General features: G+C 36.1%; 26 protein-coding genes. 18 read left to right on the forward strand and 8 right to left on the reverse strand.

Annotation, left to right across the window (positions count from 1 at the left end; translation table 11 throughout):
* Positions 1-444: 444 nt before the first annotated feature.
* The 4 genes from AC0C45_RS21550 to AC0C45_RS21565 all read left to right on the forward strand — a co-directional run bounded on the left by AC0C45_RS21550 (position 445) and on the right by AC0C45_RS21565 (position 4653).
* On the forward strand, positions 445-1077 hold the full coding sequence (locus tag AC0C45_RS21550; RefSeq protein WP_074897392.1) for a hypothetical protein: 633 nt from the start codon (positions 445-447) through the stop codon (positions 1075-1077).
* Positions 1078-1215: 138 nt separating this feature from the next.
* A complete protein-coding gene (locus AC0C45_RS21555) occupies positions 1216-2061 on the forward strand; it encodes a hypothetical protein (protein WP_016764198.1) in 846 nt (281 codons plus the stop codon).
* 65 nt (positions 2062-2126) lie between these two features.
* Complete coding sequence (locus AC0C45_RS21560) at positions 2127-2324, forward strand: ChaB family protein (protein ID WP_013083246.1); 198 nt, start codon at positions 2127-2129, stop codon at positions 2322-2324.
* 397 nt (positions 2325-2721) lie between these two features.
* Positions 2722-4653 (forward strand): alkyl/aryl-sulfatase, encoded by a 1932-nt coding sequence (locus AC0C45_RS21565; RefSeq protein WP_257063277.1) that lies wholly within the window; start codon positions 2722-2724, stop codon positions 4651-4653.
* Positions 4654-4682: 29 nt separating this feature from the next.
* Here AC0C45_RS21565 and AC0C45_RS21570 read toward each other — a convergent pair whose 3' ends face one another.
* Positions 4683-4838 (reverse strand): hypothetical protein, encoded by a 156-nt coding sequence (locus AC0C45_RS21570; protein ID WP_013083248.1) that lies wholly within the window; start codon positions 4836-4838, stop codon positions 4683-4685.
* A 198-nt stretch (positions 4839-5036) separates the two neighbouring features.
* Between AC0C45_RS21570 and AC0C45_RS21575 the strand changes: the two genes are divergently transcribed.
* Together AC0C45_RS21575 and AC0C45_RS21580 are read left to right on the forward strand one after the other, a co-directional pair.
* Positions 5037-6329 carry a Glu/Leu/Phe/Val family dehydrogenase gene (locus AC0C45_RS21575; RefSeq protein WP_013083249.1) on the forward strand — a complete coding sequence of 431 codons (1293 nt, stop codon included), beginning with the start codon at positions 5037-5039 and terminating at the stop codon, positions 6327-6329.
* 233 nt (positions 6330-6562) lie between these two features.
* The gene (locus tag AC0C45_RS21580) at positions 6563-7123 is read left to right on the forward strand and encodes a nitroreductase family protein (protein WP_047932451.1); all 561 of its coding nucleotides are present in this window, start codon (positions 6563-6565) and stop codon (positions 7121-7123) included.
* A 284-nt stretch (positions 7124-7407) separates the two neighbouring features.
* Here AC0C45_RS21580 and AC0C45_RS21585 read toward each other — a convergent pair whose 3' ends face one another.
* Both AC0C45_RS21585 and AC0C45_RS21590 read right to left on the reverse strand, forming a co-directional pair.
* Entirely contained in the window at positions 7408-7866 is a 459-nt protein-coding gene (locus AC0C45_RS21585; RefSeq protein WP_237894067.1) for a hypothetical protein, read from the reverse strand.
* A 55-nt stretch (positions 7867-7921) separates the two neighbouring features.
* Positions 7922-8422 carry a hypothetical protein gene (locus tag AC0C45_RS21590; RefSeq protein ID WP_047932447.1) on the reverse strand — a complete coding sequence of 167 codons (501 nt, stop codon included), beginning with the start codon at positions 8420-8422 and terminating at the stop codon, positions 7922-7924.
* 134 nt (positions 8423-8556) lie between these two features.
* On the opposite strand from AC0C45_RS21590, the gene AC0C45_RS21595 reads away from it, so the two are divergent.
* The gene (locus AC0C45_RS21595) at positions 8557-8706 is read left to right on the forward strand and encodes a hypothetical protein (RefSeq protein ID WP_233335118.1); all 150 of its coding nucleotides are present in this window, start codon (positions 8557-8559) and stop codon (positions 8704-8706) included.
* A 520-nt stretch (positions 8707-9226) separates the two neighbouring features.
* Here AC0C45_RS21595 and AC0C45_RS21600 read toward each other — a convergent pair.
* Entirely contained in the window at positions 9227-9886 is a 660-nt protein-coding gene (locus tag AC0C45_RS21600; protein WP_237894068.1) for a hypothetical protein, read from the reverse strand.
* Between the two features lie 625 nt (positions 9887-10511).
* On the opposite strand from AC0C45_RS21600, the gene AC0C45_RS21605 reads away from it, so the two are divergent.
* The 9 genes from AC0C45_RS21605 (at position 10512) to AC0C45_RS21645 (ending at position 16183) form a co-directional block, all read left to right on the forward strand.
* Positions 10512-10841: a hypothetical protein gene (locus AC0C45_RS21605; protein ID WP_047932445.1), complete on the forward strand. Its 330-nt coding sequence runs from the start codon at positions 10512-10514 to the stop codon at positions 10839-10841.
* A gap of 129 nt (positions 10842-10970) precedes the next feature.
* Positions 10971-11786, forward strand: a complete 816-nt coding sequence (locus AC0C45_RS21610) for a protein-glutamine gamma-glutamyltransferase (RefSeq protein ID WP_034651922.1) — start codon at positions 10971-10973, stop codon at positions 11784-11786.
* 432 nt (positions 11787-12218) lie between these two features.
* The gene (locus AC0C45_RS21615; RefSeq protein WP_128820634.1) at positions 12219-12689 is read left to right on the forward strand and encodes a DinB family protein; all 471 of its coding nucleotides are present in this window, start codon (positions 12219-12221) and stop codon (positions 12687-12689) included.
* A gap of 133 nt (positions 12690-12822) precedes the next feature.
* Positions 12823-13038, forward strand: coding sequence for a DUF378 domain-containing protein (locus tag AC0C45_RS21620; protein WP_013057146.1), 216 nt, complete (start codon positions 12823-12825; stop codon positions 13036-13038).
* 133 nt (positions 13039-13171) lie between these two features.
* Complete coding sequence (locus tag AC0C45_RS21625) at positions 13172-13357, forward strand: hypothetical protein (protein ID WP_237894069.1); 186 nt, start codon at positions 13172-13174, stop codon at positions 13355-13357.
* Between the two features lie 393 nt (positions 13358-13750).
* The gene (locus AC0C45_RS21630) at positions 13751-14557 is read left to right on the forward strand and encodes a cobalamin-binding protein (RefSeq protein WP_472928768.1); all 807 of its coding nucleotides are present in this window, start codon (positions 13751-13753) and stop codon (positions 14555-14557) included.
* Positions 14558-14575: 18 nt separating this feature from the next.
* On the forward strand, positions 14576-15001 hold the full coding sequence (gene fabZ / locus AC0C45_RS21635) for a 3-hydroxyacyl-ACP dehydratase FabZ (RefSeq protein WP_237894071.1): 426 nt from the start codon (positions 14576-14578) through the stop codon (positions 14999-15001).
* A gap of 109 nt (positions 15002-15110) precedes the next feature.
* Positions 15111-15386: a hypothetical protein gene (locus AC0C45_RS21640; protein WP_047932440.1), complete on the forward strand. Its 276-nt coding sequence runs from the start codon at positions 15111-15113 to the stop codon at positions 15384-15386.
* Positions 15387-15562: 176 nt separating this feature from the next.
* On the forward strand, positions 15563-16183 hold the full coding sequence (locus AC0C45_RS21645; RefSeq protein WP_472928770.1) for an NUDIX hydrolase: 621 nt from the start codon (positions 15563-15565) through the stop codon (positions 16181-16183).
* Between the two features lie 35 nt (positions 16184-16218).
* On the opposite strand, the gene AC0C45_RS21650 is transcribed toward AC0C45_RS21645, so the two are convergent.
* Complete coding sequence (locus AC0C45_RS21650) at positions 16219-16863, reverse strand: SDR family oxidoreductase (RefSeq protein WP_047932437.1); 645 nt, start codon at positions 16861-16863, stop codon at positions 16219-16221.
* A gap of 411 nt (positions 16864-17274) precedes the next feature.
* On the opposite strand from AC0C45_RS21650, the gene AC0C45_RS21655 reads away from it, so the two are divergent.
* Positions 17275-18786, forward strand: a complete 1512-nt coding sequence (locus tag AC0C45_RS21655) for a class I adenylate-forming enzyme family protein (RefSeq protein WP_237894072.1) — start codon at positions 17275-17277, stop codon at positions 18784-18786.
* Positions 18787-18820: 34 nt separating this feature from the next.
* Here AC0C45_RS21655 and AC0C45_RS21660 read toward each other — a convergent pair whose 3' ends face one another.
* Positions 18821-19279, reverse strand: coding sequence for a MarR family winged helix-turn-helix transcriptional regulator (locus AC0C45_RS21660; protein WP_013057155.1), 459 nt, complete (start codon positions 19277-19279; stop codon positions 18821-18823).
* A gap of 400 nt (positions 19280-19679) precedes the next feature.
* On the opposite strand from AC0C45_RS21660, the gene AC0C45_RS21665 reads away from it, so the two are divergent.
* Positions 19680-20642 (forward strand): VanW family protein, encoded by a 963-nt coding sequence (locus tag AC0C45_RS21665; RefSeq protein WP_013083270.1) that lies wholly within the window; start codon positions 19680-19682, stop codon positions 20640-20642.
* Positions 20643-20684: 42 nt separating this feature from the next.
* On the opposite strand, the gene mbcS is transcribed toward AC0C45_RS21665, so the two are convergent.
* Both mbcS and AC0C45_RS21675 read right to left on the reverse strand, forming a co-directional pair.
* Positions 20685-22265 (reverse strand): acyl-CoA synthetase MbcS, encoded by a 1581-nt coding sequence (mbcS, locus tag AC0C45_RS21670; RefSeq protein ID WP_237894073.1) that lies wholly within the window; start codon positions 22263-22265, stop codon positions 20685-20687.
* Positions 22266-22420: 155 nt separating this feature from the next.
* Entirely contained in the window at positions 22421-23119 is a 699-nt protein-coding gene (locus tag AC0C45_RS21675) for a hypothetical protein (RefSeq protein ID WP_014459981.1), read from the reverse strand.
* Positions 23120-24105: the final 986 nt, after the last annotated feature.

A 24105-nucleotide genomic window follows, 5' to 3' on the forward strand; every position in this document is an offset into this window, starting at 1 on the left:
CTCCAAGTAACAACTGACTATATATTCCCGTCTATAAATACATGTTATCTTTTATGACAAAAATAAGTTAAAAAGACTTTTAATTTGCTTTCTGTATGTTTTACATATAAATCGTGAATGGTTTTAACTACGTAATCATTATCAAACATTTTCAACACCTCAATTATTGTTAAGTTTCCTGTTTGTTATAGTTTATGAAATAATCAGAAGCATATCATCCGCCATCAGCTGTAACTTTGCGGTTCATCTTTTACAACTAAAGGCTGAAATGTACGCTCATGATTGAACGCACGAATAACAGGATATGCAAAAAAATGAAAAGTGTGCACGTTTTGTTTTAAAAAAGGTATATCTTTAAAAAAAGAAAATTGTCACACACATTTATGAATATGTATCTACTAAGTAAGAAGACTTTTTTAGTTGGTGGGATTGAAGGTGAAAAAGATGGATGAATTATTTAAAGATCTTGATGTGTACAGGACGCAAGAAGAAATGAAGCAGTATTTTGAACATACGCAGAAAATGATTCATCAAAACAGAGAATATATAAAATTAGCCCGACTTAAAAAAGGGCGTTTCAAAAAGTTTTTTGAAGAGTTTTATCCGCTTTATTGCTTCAGCCAATCTTCCTATTGTCCGAGGAATTCAAAATTGAAGCTTATTATTGGAAGTCAAGGATACGACGGATTAATTCTTCAACCGGATGGTACTGAAAAACGAATTGAAATTACTTCTTACAAAGATGGGAAACTGGAATTTGAAGATGCACAGAGGGTGAATTCAGGAAATTTTGCTCTACCCCGTATCCAGACGGAAGGTTCTGTAGAAGAGTATATAGAAAAAGTGCTAGAAAACATCCAAAAAAAGAGCAAAAAAGATTACAGTGGAGCATCCATTCTATTTGTTGTACACACGTTTCATTATTTTGAAGCCTACGGAAAAAGTTCAGCTGCCTTTATTCGTACCTTAAAAAAAGAAATGAAGAATACTGATTTTCGAGCGGATAAAATTTATTTATTGGAATTAAATCAGCCAGAAAGTGAAAGTGTTAAGCAAAACATTCATTTCATTAAATAAGAAGACACGCTGCAGATGTTGAGGCGTGTCTTCTTTTCTGATAAAAGAACTCTCTTAATACAGGTGGATAATTTTGAAAATTTCAACAATTAAGTGCTATAATTCAAGTATGAATATGCATTCAGAGGAGGAAAACCGATGGATTTAGCTTATAGAGATAAAGCTTACGAATATGCCAAAAGATTCGAATCTAGCTATGACGATTATGATGAACGCTATAAGGTGCACAATAATCCGACGGTGTGGCGATTTATGCCGATGTCTGATTTTCAAGATTTACTGGAAACCAATGCGCTTTTTTTCGCAAAACCTGATGCATTTTCGGACCCCCTTGAAGGATGCTCTTCAATGTGGAACATAGAAGAGTTAAGAAAAAAAGGCGAACGTCATAACCGTACCTCTAGAACCTATATAAGAAAAATCCATGAATTTTCTGCTGTTTCATCCTGGCATATCAATGATTACGAAGCCGCTGGAATGTGGGATTTATATTTAAAGGGGAATGATGGCATAGCTATTAAAACCACCTATGAAAATTTATTGTGCAGTATTAAAGATTTACGCTATAAAATCTTCTCTGGCAAAGTGCAGTACATAGACTTCCAAAAAGAAATGGTCAGTCACTCTGTATATGACACGTTATTTTACAAGCGCAAATCCTATCAGCATGAAAATGAATTGAGGCTTGTTATTGTAGCAAGCCGTATACACGCTTGGAAGCTGCAAAAGCTATTCGAAATTCAAGGTATTTCCGCAAATCAATGGCAAAAACGAATGGATATCCTTGAAAAAAGATCGTATGAGTTTTCTCATGAGCATGGTAACCTCCTGACATGTAATTTACATCAGCTTATCAATGAAATTTACGTATCACCAAGAAGCGCTCAAAGCTGTGTAGATGAAGTAAAATCCCTTGCTAAAAAACACGGACTCGCTTATAAAAAGGTCACTCAGTCCGACTTGTATAAGGACTATATTTATTAAATGTTTATGTTATTTGAAAACAGGTAAATCAGTAGTAAAAGATGTTTTCAAGGAGGAATACGATCATGCCTTACAATTCATTAAAAGAACTGCCGGATGGAGTAAGAGATAATCTTCCTCATCATGCTCAGGAAATTTATAAAGAAGCATTCAATTCAGCAAGTGATGAATACAAAGAAGAAGCTACCGCTCACAAAGTCGCTTGGAACGCGGTGAAAACGAAGTACAAAAAAGATGATAATGACAACTGGGTGAAAAAATAGAGACAAAAGAGCCTAACCATAATGGATTTATTATTTTTTGAAAAAAATCTCCGAATTAGGTTTCAATTATTTTTTCGAGGGTACACACTCTATGTAAGGCCAATACAAGAAAGGAGAGACTGTACACATGCATTGTTTTACAGCGACTTCAAGAAACGTATTGAGCACCTTAGAAGGAAGATTTGTTTTGATTACAAAAGGCACATTGGTAAACAATCGTTATACTAAGTGCTAGGCTGTCTAATTAAGACAGAATACTCCACTATTCAAACATAAAATTAAGTATAAAAAAGAAGATGCGTTCTAAGCGCATCTTCTTTTTTGTTAACTCTATTTTCCCTCCCTTTTTTGTACTTCGTCTTATTTTTCCGCATAAAGTAATAAAAAGGAGGGGGTTATGCTGTTTGATTATGAACAGGAGTTAACGATTCACCGAAAAGATGCTACTCAAAAGACGGCAGCGACTAATGCTGATACTTATAAAAACATAGACTGGGAACAAGTGAAATTAGAAAAAAATCTTGCCGATTACCAAGCTCTTGTACGCGTACCTTTTCCTCTGATTTTCAAAAAAAATCAGCTGTATCCTGTATGGAATTTAAGAAAGTACGCTTTTTTATTTGAACAATCTACACCTGCTACTGTCCACCCTAAACTGTGGGAACAAGGAAAATTAAATGTACAAGCCGGCTTATATCAAGTAACTGAAAATATCTTTCAAGTAAGAGGCTTTGATATGGCTAATATTACATTTGTTAAAGGGAAAACGGGATGGATTGTTATTGATTGCTTGACGTCAAGAGAAACAGCAGAAGAAGCACTTAAACTAGTAAACCAGCACTGCGAGAAGCGTCCTGTTAGAGCCATTATCTTCTCACATTCACATATAGACCATTACGGTGGAGTTTTAGGAGTATTACCTGACTCAACACAAAATAAAACTAGTAAAGTTTATGCTCCTGCTGGGTTTATGGATGCGGTTATCGATGAAAACGTCACGGCGGCAACAGCAATGACACGAAGAAGTCAATATATGTACGGTATTCAACTGCGACGCGATGAAAAAGGCTTAATTGACAACGGTATCGGAAAAGAAATTTCATTTGGAACAATCACGCTTATTAAAGGCATAGAAGAAATCCGTCCTTCCGAACATCATTCTTATGTAAGTAAGAAAATTGACGGCGTCTCATTTCAGTTTCAGCTTACGCCAGGAACGGAAGCGCCTGCTGAAATGAACATCTATATTCCTAGTGAAAAGTCTCTGTGTATTGCAGAAAACTGTACGGCCACTCAGCACAACCTCTATACGCTCAGAGGAGCAAAAGTAAGAGACGCAGCGGCATGGGCAAGATACCTGCAGCAAGCAATCGATTTATTTGGCCAAGAACTAACAACTGTATTTGGGGTACATAATTGGCCAAGGTTCGGAAACGAGTCGTCCATCACATATATCGAAAATCAACGAGATGTTTATCAATATATTCATGATCAAACATTAAGGCTCATGAATCAAGGATATACCATTGATCACGTCGGCCGAATGATGAAGCTCCCAGAAATCTTATCTCACGAGTGGTATACCAACGGTTTTTATGGAACTGTTAACCACAACGCAAAAGCGGTTTATCAGCGCTATATGGGCTGGTATAACAGCAATCCTGTCGATTTAAATAAACTGTTTCCTGAAGAGTCAGCTAAGAAGTACGTAGAGTATATGGGGGGAGCGGACAACATTGTCAAAAAAGCGCAGCGTTGTTTTCAACAAGGCGACTATCAATGGGTAGCTGAAGTGACCAAACAAGTTATTTACGCTGATCCTCACCATGTGAAGGCAAAACTTTTATGTGCAGACGCGCTTGAACAATTAGGGTATATAGCGGAATCTGGCCCTTGGCGAAATGAATATTTAACAGGAGCCAAAGAACTTCGTTTAGGTAATATACCGCTGCCTGCCAACATTATCACAAAAGAAGTATGGGATACACTTCCTTTAAAAAATATCTTAGAACTATTTAGCATTCGTGTAGATGGATTAAAGGCAGGTGGATGTAACTATCGTCTATTGTTTGTCATACCAGATCGTAATGAAGTAGCTCTCACAGAACTTAAGCATGGAATCTTTAGGTATCTCGGAGATACGCGAAAGAAAGCTGAGGTGACGGTAACGATGTGGCAAGATACCTTATATCGACTCACAACTACAAATGATCACTCTTATAGCTCGGTCATATTTGTTCAAGGAAATAAATCAAAATGGGATTTCTTTTTGTCTTGTCAGGATTCTATCGATCCAAACTTTAACATTGTGACACCTGTTTCTAAGTGACACCTGTTTCTAAAAAATAGAGCATATGATTACAGCTCAGAAAGCACATCGTTGACTTTTTGTTCAAAGCAGCTGTCGCATGTGAATATTTCTTTTTCTTGAAAAGATGTTAGCCTTTCTCCGCAGATGGAACAGCATTCTATACAGTGATTGTTTCGCTCTTGTTCTTTTCTTTCATGTAACATAGCACTTTCCTCCTTTGCAGTATAAATAGTTTGTCTTATTTCTTTAAGTATATACTAATATCAGCCTATGCAGGGAATATAAGGCTTGCTAATGCGGATTATTTATAATATAAGAGTGTTGTAAAGCACCATAAGTTGGCATAGGAATTGCATGTTAAATCGTTGAGAAAATTCAATGATTAATATGGGGTGAACAGAATGTCCATTACAAAAACAGCTAGTGAATTAAAAAAAGAACAGCAGCAAGAACAGGAATCACTTAATTTATTTTTATCTACTCAAACAGTTATTCAAGAAGCGCTTCAAAAGCTAGGCTATGGTGAAGAAGTATACCATTTATTGAAAGAACCGCTGCGCATGATGACGGTTCGCATTCCGGTTAAAATGGATAACGGATCGGTAAAAGTATTCACCGGCTACCGCTCTCAACATAATGATGCTGTCGGGCCTACTAAAGGAGGAGTACGTTTTCATCCTGAAGTAAATGAAGAGGAAGTGAAGGCATTATCCATTTGGATGAGCTTAAAATGCGGAATTGTCGATCTTCCATACGGCGGTGGTAAAGGCGGAATTGTATGTGACCCAAGAAACATGTCTTTTGGTGAACTAGAACGACTCAGCCGCGGCTATGTAAGAGCCATCAGTCAAATAGTTGGGCCTACTAAAGATATTCCTGCACCGGATGTCTATACAAACTCTCAAATTATGGCGTGGATGATGGATGAATATAGCCGACTGCGCGAGTTCGATTCTCCTGGTTTTATTACCGGAAAACCTATCGTACTCGGAGGATCTCAAGGACGCGAAACTGCAACGGCTAAAGGAGTAACCATTTGTATAGAAGAAGCTGTTAAGAAGAAAAACCTTAACTTGCAAGAAGCGCGAATTATTATTCAAGGCTTCGGAAATGCCGGCAGTTTTCTCGCTAAGTTCATGCATGATGCAGGAGCAAAAGTAATTGGCATTTCAGATGCATACGGAGCTCTTTATGATCCGCTTGGTCTTGATATTGATTACCTGCTTGATCGACGCGACAGTTTTGGTACCGTAACGAATTTATTTACCAATGTGATGACAAACGAAGAACTATTAGAAAAAGAATGTGATATTTTAGTGCCCGCAGCCATTTCGAATCAAATTACGGTTCGCAACGCTCATCGCATTAAAGCTTCTATTGTAGTAGAAGCAGCGAACGGACCGACTACGCTTGAAGCTACGCGCATTTTAGATGAAAAAGGCGTGCTTTTAGTGCCAGATATTTTAGCGAGTGCTGGAGGCGTAACGGTTTCATACTTCGAATGGGTGCAAAATAATCAAGGCTACTACTGGTCTGAAGAGGAAGTAGCTTACAAATTACGCAAAGTAATGGTGGATTCATTTGAAACGGTCTATCAAATCTCTCAAGAAAATGACGTAGATATGAGACTTGCTGCTTACATGGCAGGAATCAAAAAATCAGCTGAAGCTTCGCGTTTCCGCGGCTGGGTATAAGATGAAAAAACGATTTGGACTCTATGTTCAAATCGTTTTTTATTTACCGGAACTGCCAAATAATTAAAAGAAAAACTGCTAAAAAAACAAGCGTGCTTAAAAAATTGGCATATTTATCACGACCCGAATGAGGGCAAAACAATTGACAGTGAGAATGATTTTCAATTATTCTATATATAAGATATATACATACCTATACTAATAAATTGAATGTAGAAAAGGAGACAGAAAGCATGAGCGTATTAGATATTATTAAAGCCAGAAGGACGATTGGGGCCATGCAAGACAAAGACGTATCAGAAGATGCTATTAACCTTATGTTAGAAGCCGGCACTTGGGCTCCTAACCATAAAAAGACAGAGCCTTGGAAGTTCCGCGTGTTTACAGGGGATTCACGCATTCGTTTAGGAGACGAAATGGAACGTATTATGAAGCAAAAAATTGCTCACCTAAGTGAAGAAGAAGCGTTGAAAAAAACAACAAAAGCAAAAAAAGGACCGCTTCGCGCTCCTGTCATTATTGCTGTAGCAGTAAGTCCTTCTGGTAAAGTGCCTGAAATTGAAGAAATCTCTGCCGTAGCGGCAAGTATACAAAATATGCTATTAGTAGCGGAAGAACAAGGTTTGGCTACAATTTGGAGAACCGGTGAAATTGTCTATCAGTCAGAACTGAATGACTTTTTATCTCTAGAAGACGGAGATAAGCTCTTAGGCTTAATTTACGTCGGTCATCCTAACAAAGAAGCTTCATCAAAACGTATTCCGTATCAAGATAAAACGATTTGGTATCGTTAAAAGGTTTTTCCTGTGTTTCTATAAATAAAAGGCAGCAGCTCAACTTATGAGCTGCTGCCTTTTATTTATTGTTTTTGAAAAGTGGCAAAAGGAAACTTAAATCAATGCTTGTAGTTAGCGCTTTTTTATTCTCATACGTAAGTCGAAAAATATCTGGACAAGATCTTTCTATAGAGCTTACTAATGATAATAAGTGACTTCTCATGTAGATATAGTAGAATACTATAATATTAATAAACCCCAATCTCTTTGTAGAGGTTGGGGTTTATTAATTTCTATGTTATTTATTTAACAACAACGTTCCCTACATATTGGGCATACCCTCTATCAGTTTGAAGTTCTAGCACATAAACATAATTCCCTTTTTTCCTTGGGAACGTAAAAGTTCTATCTTGTTCGTTTATTCTAATATCTTGCTTCGCATTACTAGAGCTTATTATATAAGAACTAATGTCATTAACAAGAAAATCTTCGCTATCAAACCTTAAATTTCCTTGTGTTTCAGGGGCTACAGCTAGCTGTTGCTGCTTTTTAGCTCCATTTATACCATTCCTTGTATTTGTTTCCTTTCTGTACTGTTTTCCTTCTTCTCCGCGCCAATCTACATTAGTTTCTTTCAGTTCAACATCCACAACATCACTGGCCGATAATGTAATCGTAGGGGGAGAGAAGTCATATTCCTCGCCTATACACCCTGATAACCCAACGATAATAAACGTAAACAGAGATAATTTTATAAACACTTTTATATATAATGTCCCCCTTAGTTGCGACTAGTAAAAAATAAAAAATTGCTGCTTAATTTCTTGGGACAGGGGAGAGGTAGTAATAAATATCATATTCTTTATCAATATGAGGGACTACTTCAGTATCGGTACGGGTTTCAATTGTCATATTTGATTTTGTTGGGGTACCGGCATAAAAATCGTACTTTACACCTTTTGGAGTCGTTATTTCACTAGTGATATCTGTATTTCCCTTTGATTGTTTGATAATAGCTGGATTTCCATTAAAATACCAACGGATTTTTTGATCCTTTTGAGTTAATGTAGCTGTTCCTACACCTACATGTGATTTTTCTTTAATTGTATAGATAACAATCTTTTCGTTATCTACATACTTGCTTTCACCGATAACATCTTGTATTCCTGTAGACTCTTTTTTTGCATTTTCAAAAGCTTCATCTTCACTCGAATAAAATTCTCCGTCTTTTTTACCGTTTACGTTCATTTCTGAACAACCTGTTAGTATACTTGCCGACAGTAGAGGCGCGAGTAATGCAGAATATAACTTTTTCATATAAACCCCCATTTTATTAATTTCTTTAATTTTAATCTTAATATAAATAGTTAAAATAATCCATTTGTGTGATATAGTTGTTCAATAGTTGTTCAATATGTAAAAGTTAAACAACAAAGAAATAGAGTTTCACAATGAAGAATGTAAGGAAGATAGCAGCAGCTGTTCTAACTGTTGCTTTTAGTCTAATGGGATGTACCTCAAAAGAATCAATTAGCAAAAGTACAAAACAAGAAGAAGCCCAAAAAGAAATAAAAATAGGGTTAACGTTTCTCCAAAAATGAATGTGATCGTCTTATTAATAAAGATGAGGACATAGAAAAAACGTTTCAAAGTTATAAAAATGATTTTAATTTGTTATCTGCGTCCGTTAACAGTACTGCAAAGGTTAATAGAATGAATAATGACGAGTTAGAAATAAGTATCAATAACCTTGAAAAAGATGTAGACAAACTAAATGGAGAAGAGGCTTTAAAAACTTATACGAAATACACTTCTTCTAACACAATATATAAAGTGACAATGATGGAAAATATGCATTCGGTTATAGAGGCCACTAGAGGTTGGGAGGACGGCAAGGATCTAGGTATATCATTTTTCTACGACCATCTCCATTCTTCTTACAGGTGTTTTCACGGATAATGAATAAGCATAGCAAAAACAATAGAATCGAAGTTTGATATGTTGAGCAAATAAATTAATGTTTTTTAAGTCTTTCGATGTTGTAATTGAGCCTATTCAAGAAATAAAAAAGCTGAGGTCTAGTGTAAATAGGAGCTCAGCTTTTTTAGTATAAACTAATATTTATATCTTCTTTCGTCTGACCAAAATGAAATGTCCTGCAACTGCTAAAGCAAGAGCTAATGAAATATTCTTTACAGCTAACAGGATAATCCTTGGATACAACTGCATATCTATAGAGAATGACATTACGTTATATATCGGAATGTCCCTAGTCGTCCAATACTTGACCGCTATATATGTTAATAAAATAAATAGCGGAATAGCAATGTTTCGTGACAATACCATAAGGAAAAATCCTAAGTAACAGTACAACACAGTTTGAGGAGCATAAATAATAGTTAAATTAAATAATGATATGTAAGGATAAGGGTACCTTAATGTAATAGAAATTAGTAATGCAAAAAATGCCGCTAGAAAAATAAGAAAGAAAGATGTCACTCTAATAAGGCCGTAAGACAAAATGGATGGCGAGGAGTTAGGTGTTAACTCAGCTGTTTTATCTTTATCAACAGAGTGATTTAAAAATAAGTATACGGACCACCAAGCGGCTATGGGACATACAACAAATTCTATTATTCTTGATATGTATTGAAGACTTTCTAGATCAGGGGAAAAGCACGTATAAAGTATGGCAATTAAAATAATTAAAAAAGGTACATAGAAGTCTATACCCATTGATTTAGCTTCGGACGAGATGTTTATTTTTTTAACGAAGGCCATTAGCATTTTCCTTTCTCTTAATTATAAGGGCGTAGTTACAGAAATAAGCAAGTTTAACTGGTAGAGTTCTTACGCATCAAATTAAGATGTTACTAGTGTATAATTAAAACATATTTAGAAAAACAAGTAAAATAAAAATGTGATAATTTGTTAATATGAAAATCGAAGAAGATTACGCGTTTAGTAAACCTCCCCTAGCTCTAAAAACGTATCCCTCCTATAAAGTTTTTGGAGTTTTTGGGGGGATTAACAAAAAGTGCTTGTGTATTTAAATATCCAAGCACTTTTTTTATAAATTATTTTAACTAGAAAGATTAATCAGGTGGCAGATACCTGAAATTTACAAAAAAAGTGTAATTATTATAAAATTTAGTTAGGTGTAATTTAAAAAGAAAGGACTTTTATTAATAATGAGCGCTACGCTTTATCTAGCTGGCTACATAAAATCACTTTATACTTTTATAGCGCTATATGGTGTAGGTATGACTTTAATTTTAACTGTAGAAATTGTATCTAGAAAAAGGCGTTAATTGTTTTAGGGAATTTAAAGTACTTAAATTTACTTTTTTTATAGGTGAGGTAACGAAGATTCTGGAGTGAAAATTTTATAGGAAAGAGGGAAGAAATGGACGTTCAAAAGGTAGCAAACTTATTTTTGATTTTTGTCTTAATTGCAGCAGGCATTTCATTGGTGATTGGCTTTGTTGTTGCTGTGAAAAGTACAAACTATAAGAAGGGATATATATGTACTTTTATATCCAGTGTGGTCTTTTTACTACTGATTGTGAGCTGGTATGATAAAGCATCTTCAAACATTTTTATGGGGACAATACCTTGGATTTTAAATGTTATTGCCGTCATTATTGTGTTACCACTGTACTTGTTAGTTGCTCGCTTTATATTTAAAAAGGCTACAAAAGGACAAAAAGGAACAAAGAAAAAGTTTACTGGTTAAATTACTTTCTTTCATCGTTTTTTCTAATCTTCACGATTTTAAATAAATGAAGATACACAAAAAAATTTTTTATCAATATCCTGTTAGAGAAAGTGATTGATATCATTTTCTGTAAAGGAGAGAACGTCTATGATTAAAGTTAACCACCAAATTGTGAAAATAAGTGATCTAAATAATAGTTCGTTAACGAAAGAAAAAGCAGACATTTTAAAACAGATGGATGCCTATAGGGAAGTGTATGAGTATGCTACATTTGACCAGCTTGATTTTGATGTATCTGTTAAATTACAAATTATTGAATCATCTGTACTGCTGCGCAAAAGCGGCGCTAAGTTTGCTACATTTGCACGTTCTAGGTGTAACGAAAAGTATTGGAAACGAACCGATAATGGAGGGTTTCAGCTACTGCCTACCGTTTCTCCTCATCAGGCCATCGATGATATTTTTTACAACGGACACGAATACGCGTTTGAGTGCGCGACGGCTGTTATCATCATCTTTTACAAAGCTGTATTAAATAATATTGGCAAAGCAAACTTTAACAGGCTTTTTGCTGATCTTTACTTACACGATTGGCAATACGATGAAGATCTTGAGCTCCATGGTTATAAAGGATCTGACTACTTGCCCGGAGACTGTGCGTATTTTAAAAACCCTGATTATAACCCTGATACTCCCCAGTGGAAAGGTGAAAACACTATTGTATTAGATGAAACTCTATATTTTGGTCATGGAATTGGAATCACGACGCGAGAAAGAATTATTGAAGTGTTAAATTTAAAGAGAAAAGACGATGCAAAGCAATCAGCTTATCTGTCAGATGAAATTGTCAGGCTGCACACGGCTCACCTCAGTTATTTTGCAGTTAGATACGAACCTGTTGTTTGGTACGACAGAAACAGCGCTATTATTTCCACTATTGGGTCGATTACGTATGTAGCTTGATTGATCAAAGTTTTGATACTTTGGTCTTTTTGTGTAAAAAGGAAAGAATTACATGAAGGTAAATTTGAGAATTCAAAAGGATTTTATGTATAAAAGAAGAATCCATTTAATACACAGGTCTTAAAACTAAAAGGAAAGGAGGAGATTCCCATTAAAAATCGTGATAAAAGACGCAAGAGAAAACGCGGCGCATTAAAAGATTATCTGAAAAATAAGCTTGGTCAGCTAAAACCGAAGCCAAACAAAGGACCTGTCTCAAATTTGAAGTCTTCTGCTTAAAACATCCCCCTAGTTTTTATATAGGGGGATGTTTCTTTTGAATTTTCTTTTATTTTAAGGTTTAAATGTTATGAGTGGCATTTGAGGGTTAATTTGTGCACAATAGACATTGAATAGTTTATCTAATACGACAACGTAAGGAGAGATTAGACGATGGAAAACATGATTTTAAAACATATGGACGTTGTAAGAGGAATTACGATTAGTATCCTCGAAAAAACAACAGAAGAGGCAGCGGACATCACACCAAAAGGATTCAATAACAATATCCGCTGGAATCTTGGACACATTGCCTTTATTCAAGAAAAGCTTGTGTTTGGCTTAGCTGGTGAACCGATGCAAACGCCAGAGAGTTATGAAAGCTTTTTTGGCGCAGGAACAAAACCTGCCGATTGGACGGAGGCTGCTCCTTCTCTTGAAGAAATTGCGAATGTGTTGAAAGACCAAGCACAGCGTATTAAAGAGTTCATGCCCGGGCAGTTTGATAAGCAGTTAATCACACCTTTTACAAATAAAGCGGGTATTAACTTTACAACAGTTGGCGAAACGTTTTTATTCAGCTTCTACCATGAAGCGATGCATGTAGAAACGATTAAGAAAATTGGGAAAGCTGCAGCAGAATAAGGAAATAAAAAAGAATAAATCACATATTCTTTATAACTATTTTACATAGCGCCTATGCATATACTGATCTATACAGCGCATAAGATGTAACATGAGCTGCTTTTCCTAATGCAGTTCGCAAGGAGGTGACAACGTGAAATTTCTTTCAGGTTTAACGACTCTTCTTGTGATTTTAGGCGGTTTAAATTGGTTAGCTGTAGCATTAGGCGTGAATGTAGTAGAAGAGCTATTTGGCTCTTGGGATTGGTTAGTAACAACGATTTATTGGTTGGTTGGCCTGTCTGCTCTTTATCAAATTTTTGATAAGTTTTTCGGAACGGGAGCGAGTGTCAAAAGCAAAGCGCTATAATAAATATTATTTTTTATTATCTCTTTAGGGAGTTTGAATGTATATTCAAACTCCCTTTTTCATGGATAAAAGACGTGACAACTTTACAAAATACGGTAAAATAAGGTAATAACCAGAAAATAGGGGGGATGAGATGGAGCTTTGGGGTGTAGTACCTATCTTAGTGTTTGGAGTTCTTTATATAGGAATCATTGCTGGTATTATAGCTGTTATCATTATAGTGTTAAAGCGAATGAAAGAGAGAAATCAATATTTACGTGAAATACGGGATGAACTGAGAAATCAAAACAGAGCAACTATAGCAGAAAATAAAGAATAGAAGAGGGTTTAATAGATGAAGAAAAGTGTACTTCCTATATTTTTTATCGTAAATCTTTTTTTATTTACTGTTTATTATTTAATCAAGGATACATCTTTCAGCTAAAGAATCTACCTTACATATGGGCTATTTATTTACTTCTTGGCACCTGTTTAGCTTTTTATTATATGCTGCGATACAAACAAAAAAAAGACGGACAGGTGTTGCTTTCAATCGGCATTTTAACTACAAGCATTAGTTCACTTGGCTGTTTAGGTTTCTTTTACTTCTTTTATCGCGCAATGGGCGGATAAGAGAGAGCACCACAAGCAGGGACTTCAGTGAAAGTCTCTGCTTTTTATATTTGGATCTATTGTATAATAGAAAAAAAGAAATGAATGCAGGAGGGGAACTATGCGAATTGTTTCGCTTTGTCCAAGCAATACAGAACTAATAGCGTATTTAAAATGTGAGCATTTGCTCGTAGCAATTGATGATTATTCCGATTGGCCGCAGTCTATTCAAGGTCTGCCGCGTTTAGGTCCCGATTTATCTATTAATATGGATGCGGTGGAAGAAGCTAAACCCGATTTAGTCCTAACATCACTAAGCGTTCCTGGAATGGAGCGAAATATTGAAGAACTAAAAAAACGAAAGCTTCCTTATATCGTATATAATCCTAATTCGCTAAAAGATATCCGTCAAAATCTACAGGATTTAGGTCAGCGATTAAACATTGAAACAAAAGCAGCTGAACTGTTAAAGCGTTATGATCAGTTTCTTTCTACATATAAAGAGATTGCAAATCAAATTGACGAAAAAGCCACTGTATACTGGGAATGGTGGCCAAAACCTGTCTTTACTCCTGGCAAAGCAAACTGGCTGACTGAAATTAGTGAGTTAGCGGGAGGAGAAAATATATTTGCTGATCATAAAGAAGCAAATGTACAGAGTGATTGGGAAGAAGTGCTCAAACGAAATCCACTTCATGTGTGTTTGGCTTGGGTGGGCGTACAGACAAACAAAGTGAATCCAAAGATTTTACACAAGAGACCGAACTGGTCTGACATGTCTGCCATAAAAGAACATCGCGTATACGTACTAGAAGAATGGCTGTATTGTCGTCCTTCACCTAGGTTGCTGTTAGGGTTAAAAAAACTCGCGCCGCTCCTTCATCCAGATACGTTTCCTGCATTTGACGGCAAGGACCCCTTACTATAAGAAAAAGGAGCGATACATATGAAAGATATAAAACAAATAAAACATACCATTCAACACCGCTATCCTTTTTTACTTGTTGACCGCATCTTAGAGCAAGAAGAAGGAAAGCTTGCGATAGGGATTAAACAAGTAACAGCAAATGAACCTTTTTTCAAAGGCCACTTTCCCGACTATATGGTAATGCCAGGGGTACTTATTGTCGAAGCTCTTGCTCAGCTCGGTGGATTTGCCATGGCTGCGGATGAACAACAAAAAGGAAGACTTGCTTTTTTAGCAGGGATAGACGAATGTCGTTTTAAGCGTCAAGTAAGGCCAGGAGATACACTGCGTTTAGAATTTGAGGTTCTGAAGCAGCGTGGAAAGATTGTAAGAGGAAAAGGAAAAGCATTTGTAGATAGCGAGTTAGCTTGTGAAGCGGTCATTACCTTTGCTCTTGATATATAGAAACCCCCTTATGGCATAAGAGCGCTTTTTTTGTAAATACCTTAGTCAAACTTCCTTTTGATGAAAGAAGAAACGGGGTATAGAAGAAAAAAGGAGAGGGGAGAATGCGGTGAGAACATTCACGGAAGTTGTTGTATTACTCACACTATTGGGTACGTATATAGGCATCTCACTACTTGTCTACAAACGGAAAAGAACGAATCCGTTTTTCTACAGCATTTACTTTTATTTAGCTACCAGCGTCATTTTGATTTGCTTGGTTATCTTTTGGCTTCAGCTTCGTTTTGGACTCACTGATAAGCAAGTAGGAGGATTGCTTATCAGTGTGGTTGCATTCTTTTTACTTATTTATGGGTTGTTAAAAACAAAACAGAAAGACAGGTAGCCGATGCTATCTGTTTTTATTTATATTCATGTTATATATTTTTATCAATTGTAGTGTCAATTGAATGGATTTCTTCATATACTAAAGATAACAGCTTTCTTTTGCAGGTTAGTTGACATCGTAGCTTATAACTCGCTATTCTTTTGATAATTCATTTTGTGAAAGGAAGTGGACCTATGGATGCATCCCGTATTATAGCTAAGTTAGAAAATCGGATACCGACAATTCTTGGGATGGAGCAGTTTTCTCGCTTCGGTATTCTTGTTCCGCTTATTGAAAAACAAGGGGAACTGCATGTTTTATTTGAGGTAAGAGCGCTCGATTTACGAAGACAGCCCGGAGAAATTTGTTTTCCAGGAGGGCGTGTCGAGAAGACGGATGCAGACGAAAAAGAAACGGCTATCCGTGAAACATCCGAGGAGCTAGGGATTACGCCTGAATTTATTCAGCAAGTACAAGCTTTAGATTATATTGTTTCTCAATTCGGAACAATCATTTATCCTTATGTAGGTTTTATTGATGAGTTGCTTGAACTTCGACCGAATCCTTCGGAAGTAGCAGAAATATTTACCGTGCCTCTTTCTTTTTTTCAGCGTACCGAACCTGATATACACAATATCCATTTCAGAGTAGAACCCGAACATAATTTTCCTTATGACGCGATTATTGGTGGTGAAAATTATAATTGGCAAACAAGAGAGATGGAAGAACATTTTTATTACTATGAAGATCGAGTCATATGGGGACTGACAGCAAAAGTGATTTATCATTTAGTACATGTATTAAATGATAAATAAAAAGCAGCGAATCCGTATTCGCTGCTTTTTTTATATTAAATAGATTGAATAGCCTCTGCGATAGGCGTATCGCCTGAAACTAAATCAAAAGAACGTCCGAATGTATGATCTTCACTTAGCGTTTCCACTACCACACGCGCTACATCTTCGCGAGGAATGGATCCGCGCTCTTTGTTCTCCCCAGCATCTACACGTCCTGTTCCTGGTTTGTTTAACAATCCGCCTGGTCGAACAATTGTATATGTTAATCCGCTTGCTTCTAAGATTTTATCTGCGTAATGTTTGGCTACATAGTAAGGAATTAGTGAAGTATTCCAGTTTTCACGGTGATGTGCTTGAAGTGCGCTTACCATGACAAATCGTTTAATACCTAAATCTTCTGCAGCTTCCATCGCTTTTACCGCACCGTCTAAATCAATTAAAAGTGTCTTATCATGGCCTGTATTTCCGCCTGATCCTGCGCTAAAGATAACGGCGTCACAGCCTTTCATCACTTCCTTAATTTCATGTACAGTGCCTTCTAAGCTTGCAAAAGCCGTTTCGATACCTCTTGCCTCAAGTTCTTTTGCTTGTTCTTCTTTACGAACCATCGCACGTACAGTGTGCACATCACTTTCATTCAAAATGTTTATAATATGTTTGCCTACTTGACCATTCGCACCAATTACAAGAACTTTCATGTCTAAATTTGCTCCTTTCAAATCCAAATGCTTATATATAATTGTTTCATATTCACTCTTTTCATTCAATAAATGAGCTCAAAATCCGGTGAATAAGGGGAAAGTAAGAAAATATATTAAAAAAATGAAAAACAAGAAATAAAAACTAATTTACAAACAAAAAAAGGAAAAAAATAGTTCGTTAAACCCAGTGTCTGAACTATTTAAATTTTGTAAAATTTTCTCAAACCCTTGGTAATACAACACTTCTTAAAAACAGTATCTCTTTTAACATTTCCCGATACAACCTATATAAACACATTTTGATAATTTTAAACTTTTACTTCGGAAAAATTTTTTGTTATTATGTTTTAGTCATTAAAATATTCATAAACGAAATATTTAGTCCGAGCGGACAAAGGAGAGGATAAAATGAACACATTACAATACTTAGTCGCAGAACGTGCAGAGATTTCTCCTCAACATGAAGCACTAGTTGAACATAATGAACGTTATACATTTAATGAATTTCATGAAAAAGTAAATCAATTGTCTCATTACTTCTTAGAGAAAGGAATTCAAAAAGGAGATCGTATAGGTGTTTTAGCTCGTACAAGCATTGCTTACCCAGTCGTTACAATGGGGATTTTACAAGTGGGAGCAGTCGTTGTTCCATTAAGTAAGAGCATGACGCCTTATGAGCTTGATAGCATTATTACGAGCGGACAGTTAAAAGCGATTATCCACCACAATGAATTTACGTCTGTATTAGAAAAAGCGGAACAAACGGAGGGACTTAGTTTTACGTTAAAAATTGAGGATGCAAAAGAATTTACAACTCAATTCTCAGCGTATAACACAAACACACCAGAAGCACTTCCTGAAGTGCTTCCTGAAGATCTAGCATTGATGATGTTCACATCAGGTACAACAGGTAAGTCAAAAGGATGTATGATTGCACACGGATCGGTAAGTGCCTTTTTAAATTCTGGCGGACAGGAAAAACGTGCAAATATTGATAAAAACATGCGCTATTTGTTTGTTCATCCATTCTTCCACATGAGTTCGATGAGCATTTTATTTATGTGCATTAACACAGGAAACACAATGGTATGTTCTGAAGAAACAGATCCAGCTAAAGTAATTGAGGTAATTGAAAAAGAAAACATTAAAATGCTGTTTGCACTACCACCTGCATTAAAATACATTGTAGAAGAGCTTGAAAAAGGAGATCACTATGATTTCCCTCTAAAACTTGCTGTGTCAGGCGGAACAAGAGTATCAGAGTCTTTAATTGAACAATATGATCGTAACGGAATGATTTTAGCTCAAGGGTACGGAAGCACAGAAGCTTGGATTATCAGTTCATGGCATCCTCAAATGGGATGGAAGAAAGTAAGCTCTGCTGGAAAACCTGCTCCACATGTGGAAGTTAAAATTGTAGATCCGGATACACGTCAAGAAGTACCAACTGGAGAAAAAGGTGAAGTACTCGTACGAAGCCCTTATCTTTTCAAAGGCTACTGGCAAAACGAAGAAGCAACAAACGCTGTCTTACAAGATGGCTGGTTAGCGATGGGCGATGCAGGTCGATTAGATGAGGACGGATTTCTTTACATTGAAGGACGCTATAAAGATGTAATTGTATATGGAGGAGACAACATCTACCCAGATCAAGTAGAAGAAGTTGTCCTAGCAGCAGATGGGGTGTTAGAAGCGACAGTTGTCGGCATGCCTGATGATGTGTACGGCGAAGTTCCATATGCATTTGTTGTTAAACAAAAAGCCTCTGCTTTAACTGAAGAAGATGTAGTGAACTTCTGTAAAGAACGATTAGCACCATATAAAGTGCCAACTGTTGTATTTGTTTCATCACTTCCTAAAAACAGCGTAGGAAAAGTGTTGAAAAACGAAGTGAAAAAACAAGCCTTAGCACACGCATAATAAAAAAGCGGCCTTTATAGCCGCTTTTTTATATTTATTGCTGTAATTTTTGAGATATTTTTTTCATAATGTGAAAGTATTGATCTCTTTCTTCTTCTGATAAGTGTGAAAGTAAATCTGACCAAAAATCGACACGAGTAGCTTGCAATATTTCGACAACTTTTTCGCCTTTTTCCGTCAACTCCACCCACACGCTTCGGCGGTTTTGCTTTTTATAAATACGATTCACAAGCTCATCATCTTCTAATTGATTTAATACAATGGTGATAGCCCCAGGTGAGAGTCCAAGTACTTTTGTGATATCGCTAACAATACAGCTTTTTTTATCGTGAATGGTCTTTAAGATTGCCTCTTTTGTTGAAGTTAAATGGTAGGGAAGCAAATCATATTTCTCACCGATTACGGTGTTTTTATATTTTAAAAGAGCTTCTTTTACATGATCTATACTTTCTAGCTGATGACTAATCTCTTCTTTGCTATAACGTTCAGTCAAGCGTAAATCCTCCTCATAAAACAAATTCCATTTTTACCATTATACCATGTATAATGCCCATAGAAAAATGAACAACACCGCGGAAATTGTCAGAAAAATTTTAAAATAATTACCATAATTCGTTAAAAAATCCTTGTTTTCGTGCTATTATATATAAGAATAGTAATAACAGGAAACGCATACAACATTTGTTTTCTATTGAGTTCATAAGAAAAAATGGGGTCTATGAACATCATTCCGCTTTACCTCATGTGTTGAACAAAGAAAAAAATATAAAAAATGGTGATTATTCACTTTGGCAGATCGTCTTTTATAAGATGTTTGTATAAAATGAATGTATACATATTTTTATAGAAAAAACATATTGAGGTAAAGCCGAGATATGGGGGGATTCAATTACATGAAGAAAGTCTTAGGGGCGCTTTTGCTTGGCGCGACAATTGTTAGTGCGTTTATTGCGTACAGCATGTATACCAATCATTCTGCAAAGCAAACAGCCGCGATAGAACAAAAACAAGCAGCGAAAAAAGCAGAAAAAAAGACTGAGAAAAAGAAAAAACCAGTCCTTAAAGTCGAAGACCTGACGTATCAGTTGAAAGATTCCCGTACAGGACAAGTAATGAAAGAATTCAAGCCGGTTCATTACAAGGATAAAGACATATACGACCAAGAAATTAAGCAATTAGCGTCTGAACTGGCAAAAGGGATCGACACGCCTATGCAAAACATAAAAATGGATGCAAATGGATCGTTAACCGGCGGGTCCAAACAAATTATTTTAAAAGAAGCAGAGCTTGTTAAAAATCTGCAGAACTTAAATACGAAACAATTGGATGTGAAGGTTCCGATTTACGAAACCGCTCCAAATGTAACGGCAGCATCTGCTCAAGGGATCGCTGATGTATCGTTGGCTTCGTATTCTACACGTTTTCGTCCAAGTGATACAAGTCGAAACAGAAATGTTCAGCTATCCGCAGAAGCGATTAACAACGTTGTATTAGGTCCTGGAGATTCATTTTCTTATAATCAAACAGTTGGGGAGCGCACAGCAGAAAGAGGCTACCAGCCTGCTCCTGAAATCATCAATAAACAGCTGGTGATGGGAATTGGCGGAGGGATCTGCCAAACATCTTCTACGCTATTTAATGCTATTGACGGCGCTGGTCTTCAAGTGACAGCTAGGTCTCACCATTCAAAACATGTAGGTTATGTACCTGCTGGAAGAGATGCAACCGTATCGTGGGGAGGACCTGATTTTAAGTTCACAAACAACAAAGATTATCCTGTCATCATTAAAGCATACGCAAATGTAAATACCGGTGTTTTAACGGTAGATGTTCGTACTTCACAGCGTTCCATCTAATAAAAAAAGACGTATCTGTTAGGATACGTCTTTTTTTATTTATTATGCTTGTTGTTGCTCCCGTTCACGAAGTTCCACACGTCGAATTTTACCTGAATTAGTTTTTGGCAATTCATCAATAAATTCAATTACACGAGGATACTTATAAGGTGCAGTAAGAGTTTTTACGTGATTTTGCAGCTCTTTAATAAACCCTGCATCTGTTGTTTTTACATGATCAACAAGAACAACATACGCTTTTACAACATGGCCGCGATCAGCATCTGGGCTAGCTACAACGGCACATTCTTTCACCGCTGGATGCTTAATTAACGCATCTTCAACTTCAAATGGTCCAATTGTATAGCCGGAACTGATAATAATATCATCTCCGCGTCCTTGGAACCAGTAATAGTTCTCTCCATCTTTAGAAGCGCGGTCACCTGTTAAATAGTAGTTTCCTTTATATGTTTTCTCAGTGCGCTCCATGTCTTTATAGTAGTGCTTGAAAAGAGAAGGGAGGTCTCTACGAACGGCAATGTCTCCAACTTCTCCAGGCTTACAAGGTTCGCCATCTTCATTAATGATTTCTACAAACCCTTCAAGCATCGGTTTACCCATTGAACCAATCTTCGTTTTTACACCTTTTAAGGTACCAATCAAAAGGGTATTTTCCGTTTGACCGTATCCATCACGTACTTGGATATTAAAATATTTTTTAAACACATTAATCACTTCTTCATTTAGCGGCTCTCCGGCAGATACAGCGCTATGAAGGTGAGATAGGTCAAAACGTTCCAGCTCATCAATTTTAGCCATAAAGCGGTACTCTGTTGGCGTACAGCATAGTACGTTTACTTTTTCATCCTGTAAAATTTCTAAAAACTTTTTAGGTTCAAAACGTCCGTTATAGATAATGCCTGTTGCACCTTGTCCAAGCACAGATAAAAACGGAGTCCAAATCCATTTCTGCCAACCAGGACCTGCTGTTGCCCAGACCGTATCGCCTTTTTTAATATCTAACCATTCAGCAGCTGCGATACGAAGGTGAGCATAAGCCCATCCATGAGTATGAACAACGCCTTTTGGCTGTCCTGTTGTACCAGATGTATAAGGAAGGAATGCCGTATCATCCTTAGTTGTTTTAGCTGCTTGGAACTGTTCTGATGCATCAACCGTAAGTGACTCTAAGCGCGTCCATGACGTAACATCAGCACCAAACGTAATTTTATGTTGTAGAGAAGTAGGGAAGTTTTCAATCTTATCGATCTCATTGCAGAAAGGATGGTAAGAAATAATCGCTTTTGCTTCAGCGTGATGTAAACGATATTGGATATCTTTTGCGCGTAATAGTTCTGAAGAAGGAATTACAATAATACCTGCTTTTAAGCATGCTAAGTAAATAGCGTACGATTCAATAAGGCGAGGTGCAATAACTAAAACATGATCGCCTTTTGTTAATCCTAGCTCTGTTAACCCGTTTGCCACTTTATTGGCTTTTGCTAACAGCTGGTTATATGTAATTTCCTCACGCGCACCGTCAGCGTTCTGCCACTTTAACGCAAGCTGATCGGATGCATGTTTTTCAATTTCTTCTGTTAAATTGTAATGTTCACTTGGAACTAAATCTTTTAGTTGAATCATAAAAACGACTCCTTATATTATAGATATCAATGATTTTTTATCATTACTATTATTATATTACTAACTATTAGTACTTGCTACTAATTTGTTTTGGGTTTTAGCAAAAAGCAAAAAAAGACCCGCTTACCTTATTAAGACAGCGGGTATAACGTATGTTATTTAAATAAGCTCCATTTTGTATGAATAGGTACTAGCTCTTCTTCAGACTCGTCCTCTTCGTATAAACCACGTTCTTTTAAATACTCCACAAAATATAAGTCTGCTTCCTTGCGTTCATCATAAGGCTTGATCGATAAAACAAACCCTACTTTATGCTGATCTTCATTTTCAACGCCTGAGAGATACGCTTTTACATTATGCTGCAAGAAAAGCTCTTTAGCAGGAATAATCAAGTCTTTAACGAACTTCGACAGCAATTCCAGCTCAAAGTCGAAGGTGAACTTAGCAATTTTTTCTAGATCTGCAAATACCACGCCGATAAAGCTCGTATTATGTATTTCGTAGTCTTTCGTTTTTTCATCCCACTCAATATGTCCGATTTCCTTTAAGTAATTAATAAAATACCCAATACCTTCATCGCGGCCAAAAGGCTGTTTAGAAAGGACTAAACCAATCTTCTTGTACTTAGGAAGATACACGCATGAGATAGCGGCTTCAACTTTATGCTGTTGAAATAAGTGCGTTGCCCCTTGAAGCAAGGCATCTAAGACATGATGGGTAATTTTCATTTGCTTACGAGGAAAGTGATATTCATTGCGTGCTAATTCATCTGTATCAGCAAACGTTGCTCCAATAAAGCCTGTATTGGATAGGGTAGGAGGGAGCTTCTTTCTTTTTCTTTTTCGTACCGTCATTCAAAAACACTCCTTGTGATCATCAATACGATAAAAATAAAACGAACATACGTTCTTATCTAATGATACAAAAAATGTGTCGAAAAGTAAAGAAAAGTTAACGGAGAATTTGAAATTTTATAATAAAAGTAACTAAGATTTGTAAAACGTAGCGGTTAGTAGAAGTTAAAGAGGAGAGGGGGAGAGCAAAAAAATAAAAGGCTGCAGATGAAAAGCATCCACAGCCTTTTATATATTCATTAACGAGCTTCTGTTAAAGCTACCATATCTTCATCATCTAAATCGATATCTACGTGACAATCCATTGTATGAATTGTTTTATCTTCATGATTTCCATAATAAATTGTAATGTTCATGAGTATCGCTCCTTTAAAACTGGATAATAACATCCAATTTATACCGTCATCTATTTGTTTAATATTATACCCGATGAAAAAGGAAACTACAACTAAAATCACTAAAAAGCTGATAAGAAAGGGGTTTTTAGTGATTATAATAAGGTATCAGACAGAATAAAAATACTATTTTATGTATTTTATTACAGGAAATACGAGGTTTTAACTTTTGTAAATGAATAAAAATCCATTTAATGCAAATATATGTACTGAATGAAAAATATACGTTCTGTAGAAAATAAATCCTTAAAAGATTACACACAAACAGATTTTATCAATTTGCAAAGAGTTTATTGAGAATACGATGAGAAAAAATAAATGAGTATAAAATCTAAATCCTACAAGTAAACTCATTTATTTTTCAAAATCTATAAATATAAATCGAACTGATCAAACTTAAAAACAATCTGGTGAAATCAATATGCATTCTATAAAATCATATCCGCATTTGTTCTAATTGAACAAATATTGCTGATAATTAGTTTAGTGAGTTAAATCATATAAACACAAACCCTATCTCATTTTTGAATTCCGTCTCACTATCATAAGTATACTTTTTAAACGAGACAGAATTCACGTTTTATCTATTGG

The organism is Priestia sp. VA7 (assembly GCF_055710015.1).

Excerpts from the sequence above, each read along its gene's own strand:
- AC0C45_RS21580 (WP_047932451.1), top strand. The coding sequence starts at position 6,563 with ATGAGCGTATTAGATATTATTAAAGCCAGAAGGACGATTGGGGCCATG.
- AC0C45_RS21560 (WP_013083246.1), top strand. The coding sequence starts at position 2,127 with ATGCCTTACAATTCATTAAAAGAACTGCCGGATGGAGTAAGAGATAAT.
- AC0C45_RS21610 (WP_034651922.1), top strand. The coding sequence starts at position 10,971 with ATGATTAAAGTTAACCACCAAATTGTGAAAATAAGTGATCTAAATAAT.
- fabZ (WP_237894071.1), top strand. The coding sequence starts at position 14,576 with ATGAAAGATATAAAACAAATAAAACATACCATTCAACACCGCTATCCT.
- mbcS (WP_237894073.1), bottom strand. The coding sequence starts at position 22,265 with ATGATTCAACTAAAAGATTTAGTTCCAAGTGAACATTACAATTTAACA.
- AC0C45_RS21625 (WP_237894069.1), top strand. The coding sequence starts at position 13,172 with ATGGAGCTTTGGGGTGTAGTACCTATCTTAGTGTTTGGAGTTCTTTAT.
- AC0C45_RS21590 (WP_047932447.1), bottom strand. The coding sequence starts at position 8,422 with ATGAAAAAGTTATATTCTGCATTACTCGCGCCTCTACTGTCGGCAAGT.
- AC0C45_RS21555 (WP_016764198.1), top strand. The coding sequence starts at position 1,216 with ATGGATTTAGCTTATAGAGATAAAGCTTACGAATATGCCAAAAGATTC.
- AC0C45_RS21645 (WP_472928770.1), top strand. The coding sequence starts at position 15,563 with ATGGATGCATCCCGTATTATAGCTAAGTTAGAAAATCGGATACCGACA.
- AC0C45_RS21575 (WP_013083249.1), top strand. The coding sequence starts at position 5,037 with ATGTCCATTACAAAAACAGCTAGTGAATTAAAAAAAGAACAGCAGCAA.
- AC0C45_RS21595 (WP_233335118.1), top strand. The coding sequence starts at position 8,557 with ATGAAGAATGTAAGGAAGATAGCAGCAGCTGTTCTAACTGTTGCTTTT.
- AC0C45_RS21600 (WP_237894068.1), bottom strand. The coding sequence starts at position 9,886 with ATGGCCTTCGTTAAAAAAATAAACATCTCGTCCGAAGCTAAATCAATG.
- AC0C45_RS21655 (WP_237894072.1), top strand. The coding sequence starts at position 17,275 with ATGAACACATTACAATACTTAGTCGCAGAACGTGCAGAGATTTCTCCT.
- AC0C45_RS21605 (WP_047932445.1), top strand. The coding sequence starts at position 10,512 with ATGGACGTTCAAAAGGTAGCAAACTTATTTTTGATTTTTGTCTTAATT.
- AC0C45_RS21675 (WP_014459981.1), bottom strand. The coding sequence starts at position 23,119 with ATGACGGTACGAAAAAGAAAAAGAAAGAAGCTCCCTCCTACCCTATCC.
- AC0C45_RS21565 (WP_257063277.1), top strand. The coding sequence starts at position 2,722 with ATGCTGTTTGATTATGAACAGGAGTTAACGATTCACCGAAAAGATGCT.
- AC0C45_RS21665 (WP_013083270.1), top strand. The coding sequence starts at position 19,680 with ATGAAGAAAGTCTTAGGGGCGCTTTTGCTTGGCGCGACAATTGTTAGT.
- AC0C45_RS21650 (WP_047932437.1), bottom strand. The coding sequence starts at position 16,863 with ATGAAAGTTCTTGTAATTGGTGCGAATGGTCAAGTAGGCAAACATATT.
- AC0C45_RS21615 (WP_128820634.1), top strand. The coding sequence starts at position 12,219 with ATGGAAAACATGATTTTAAAACATATGGACGTTGTAAGAGGAATTACG.
- AC0C45_RS21630 (WP_472928768.1), top strand. The coding sequence starts at position 13,751 with ATGCGAATTGTTTCGCTTTGTCCAAGCAATACAGAACTAATAGCGTAT.
- AC0C45_RS21550 (WP_074897392.1), top strand. The coding sequence starts at position 445 with ATGGATGAATTATTTAAAGATCTTGATGTGTACAGGACGCAAGAAGAA.
- AC0C45_RS21570 (WP_013083248.1), bottom strand. The coding sequence starts at position 4,838 with ATGTTACATGAAAGAAAAGAACAAGAGCGAAACAATCACTGTATAGAA.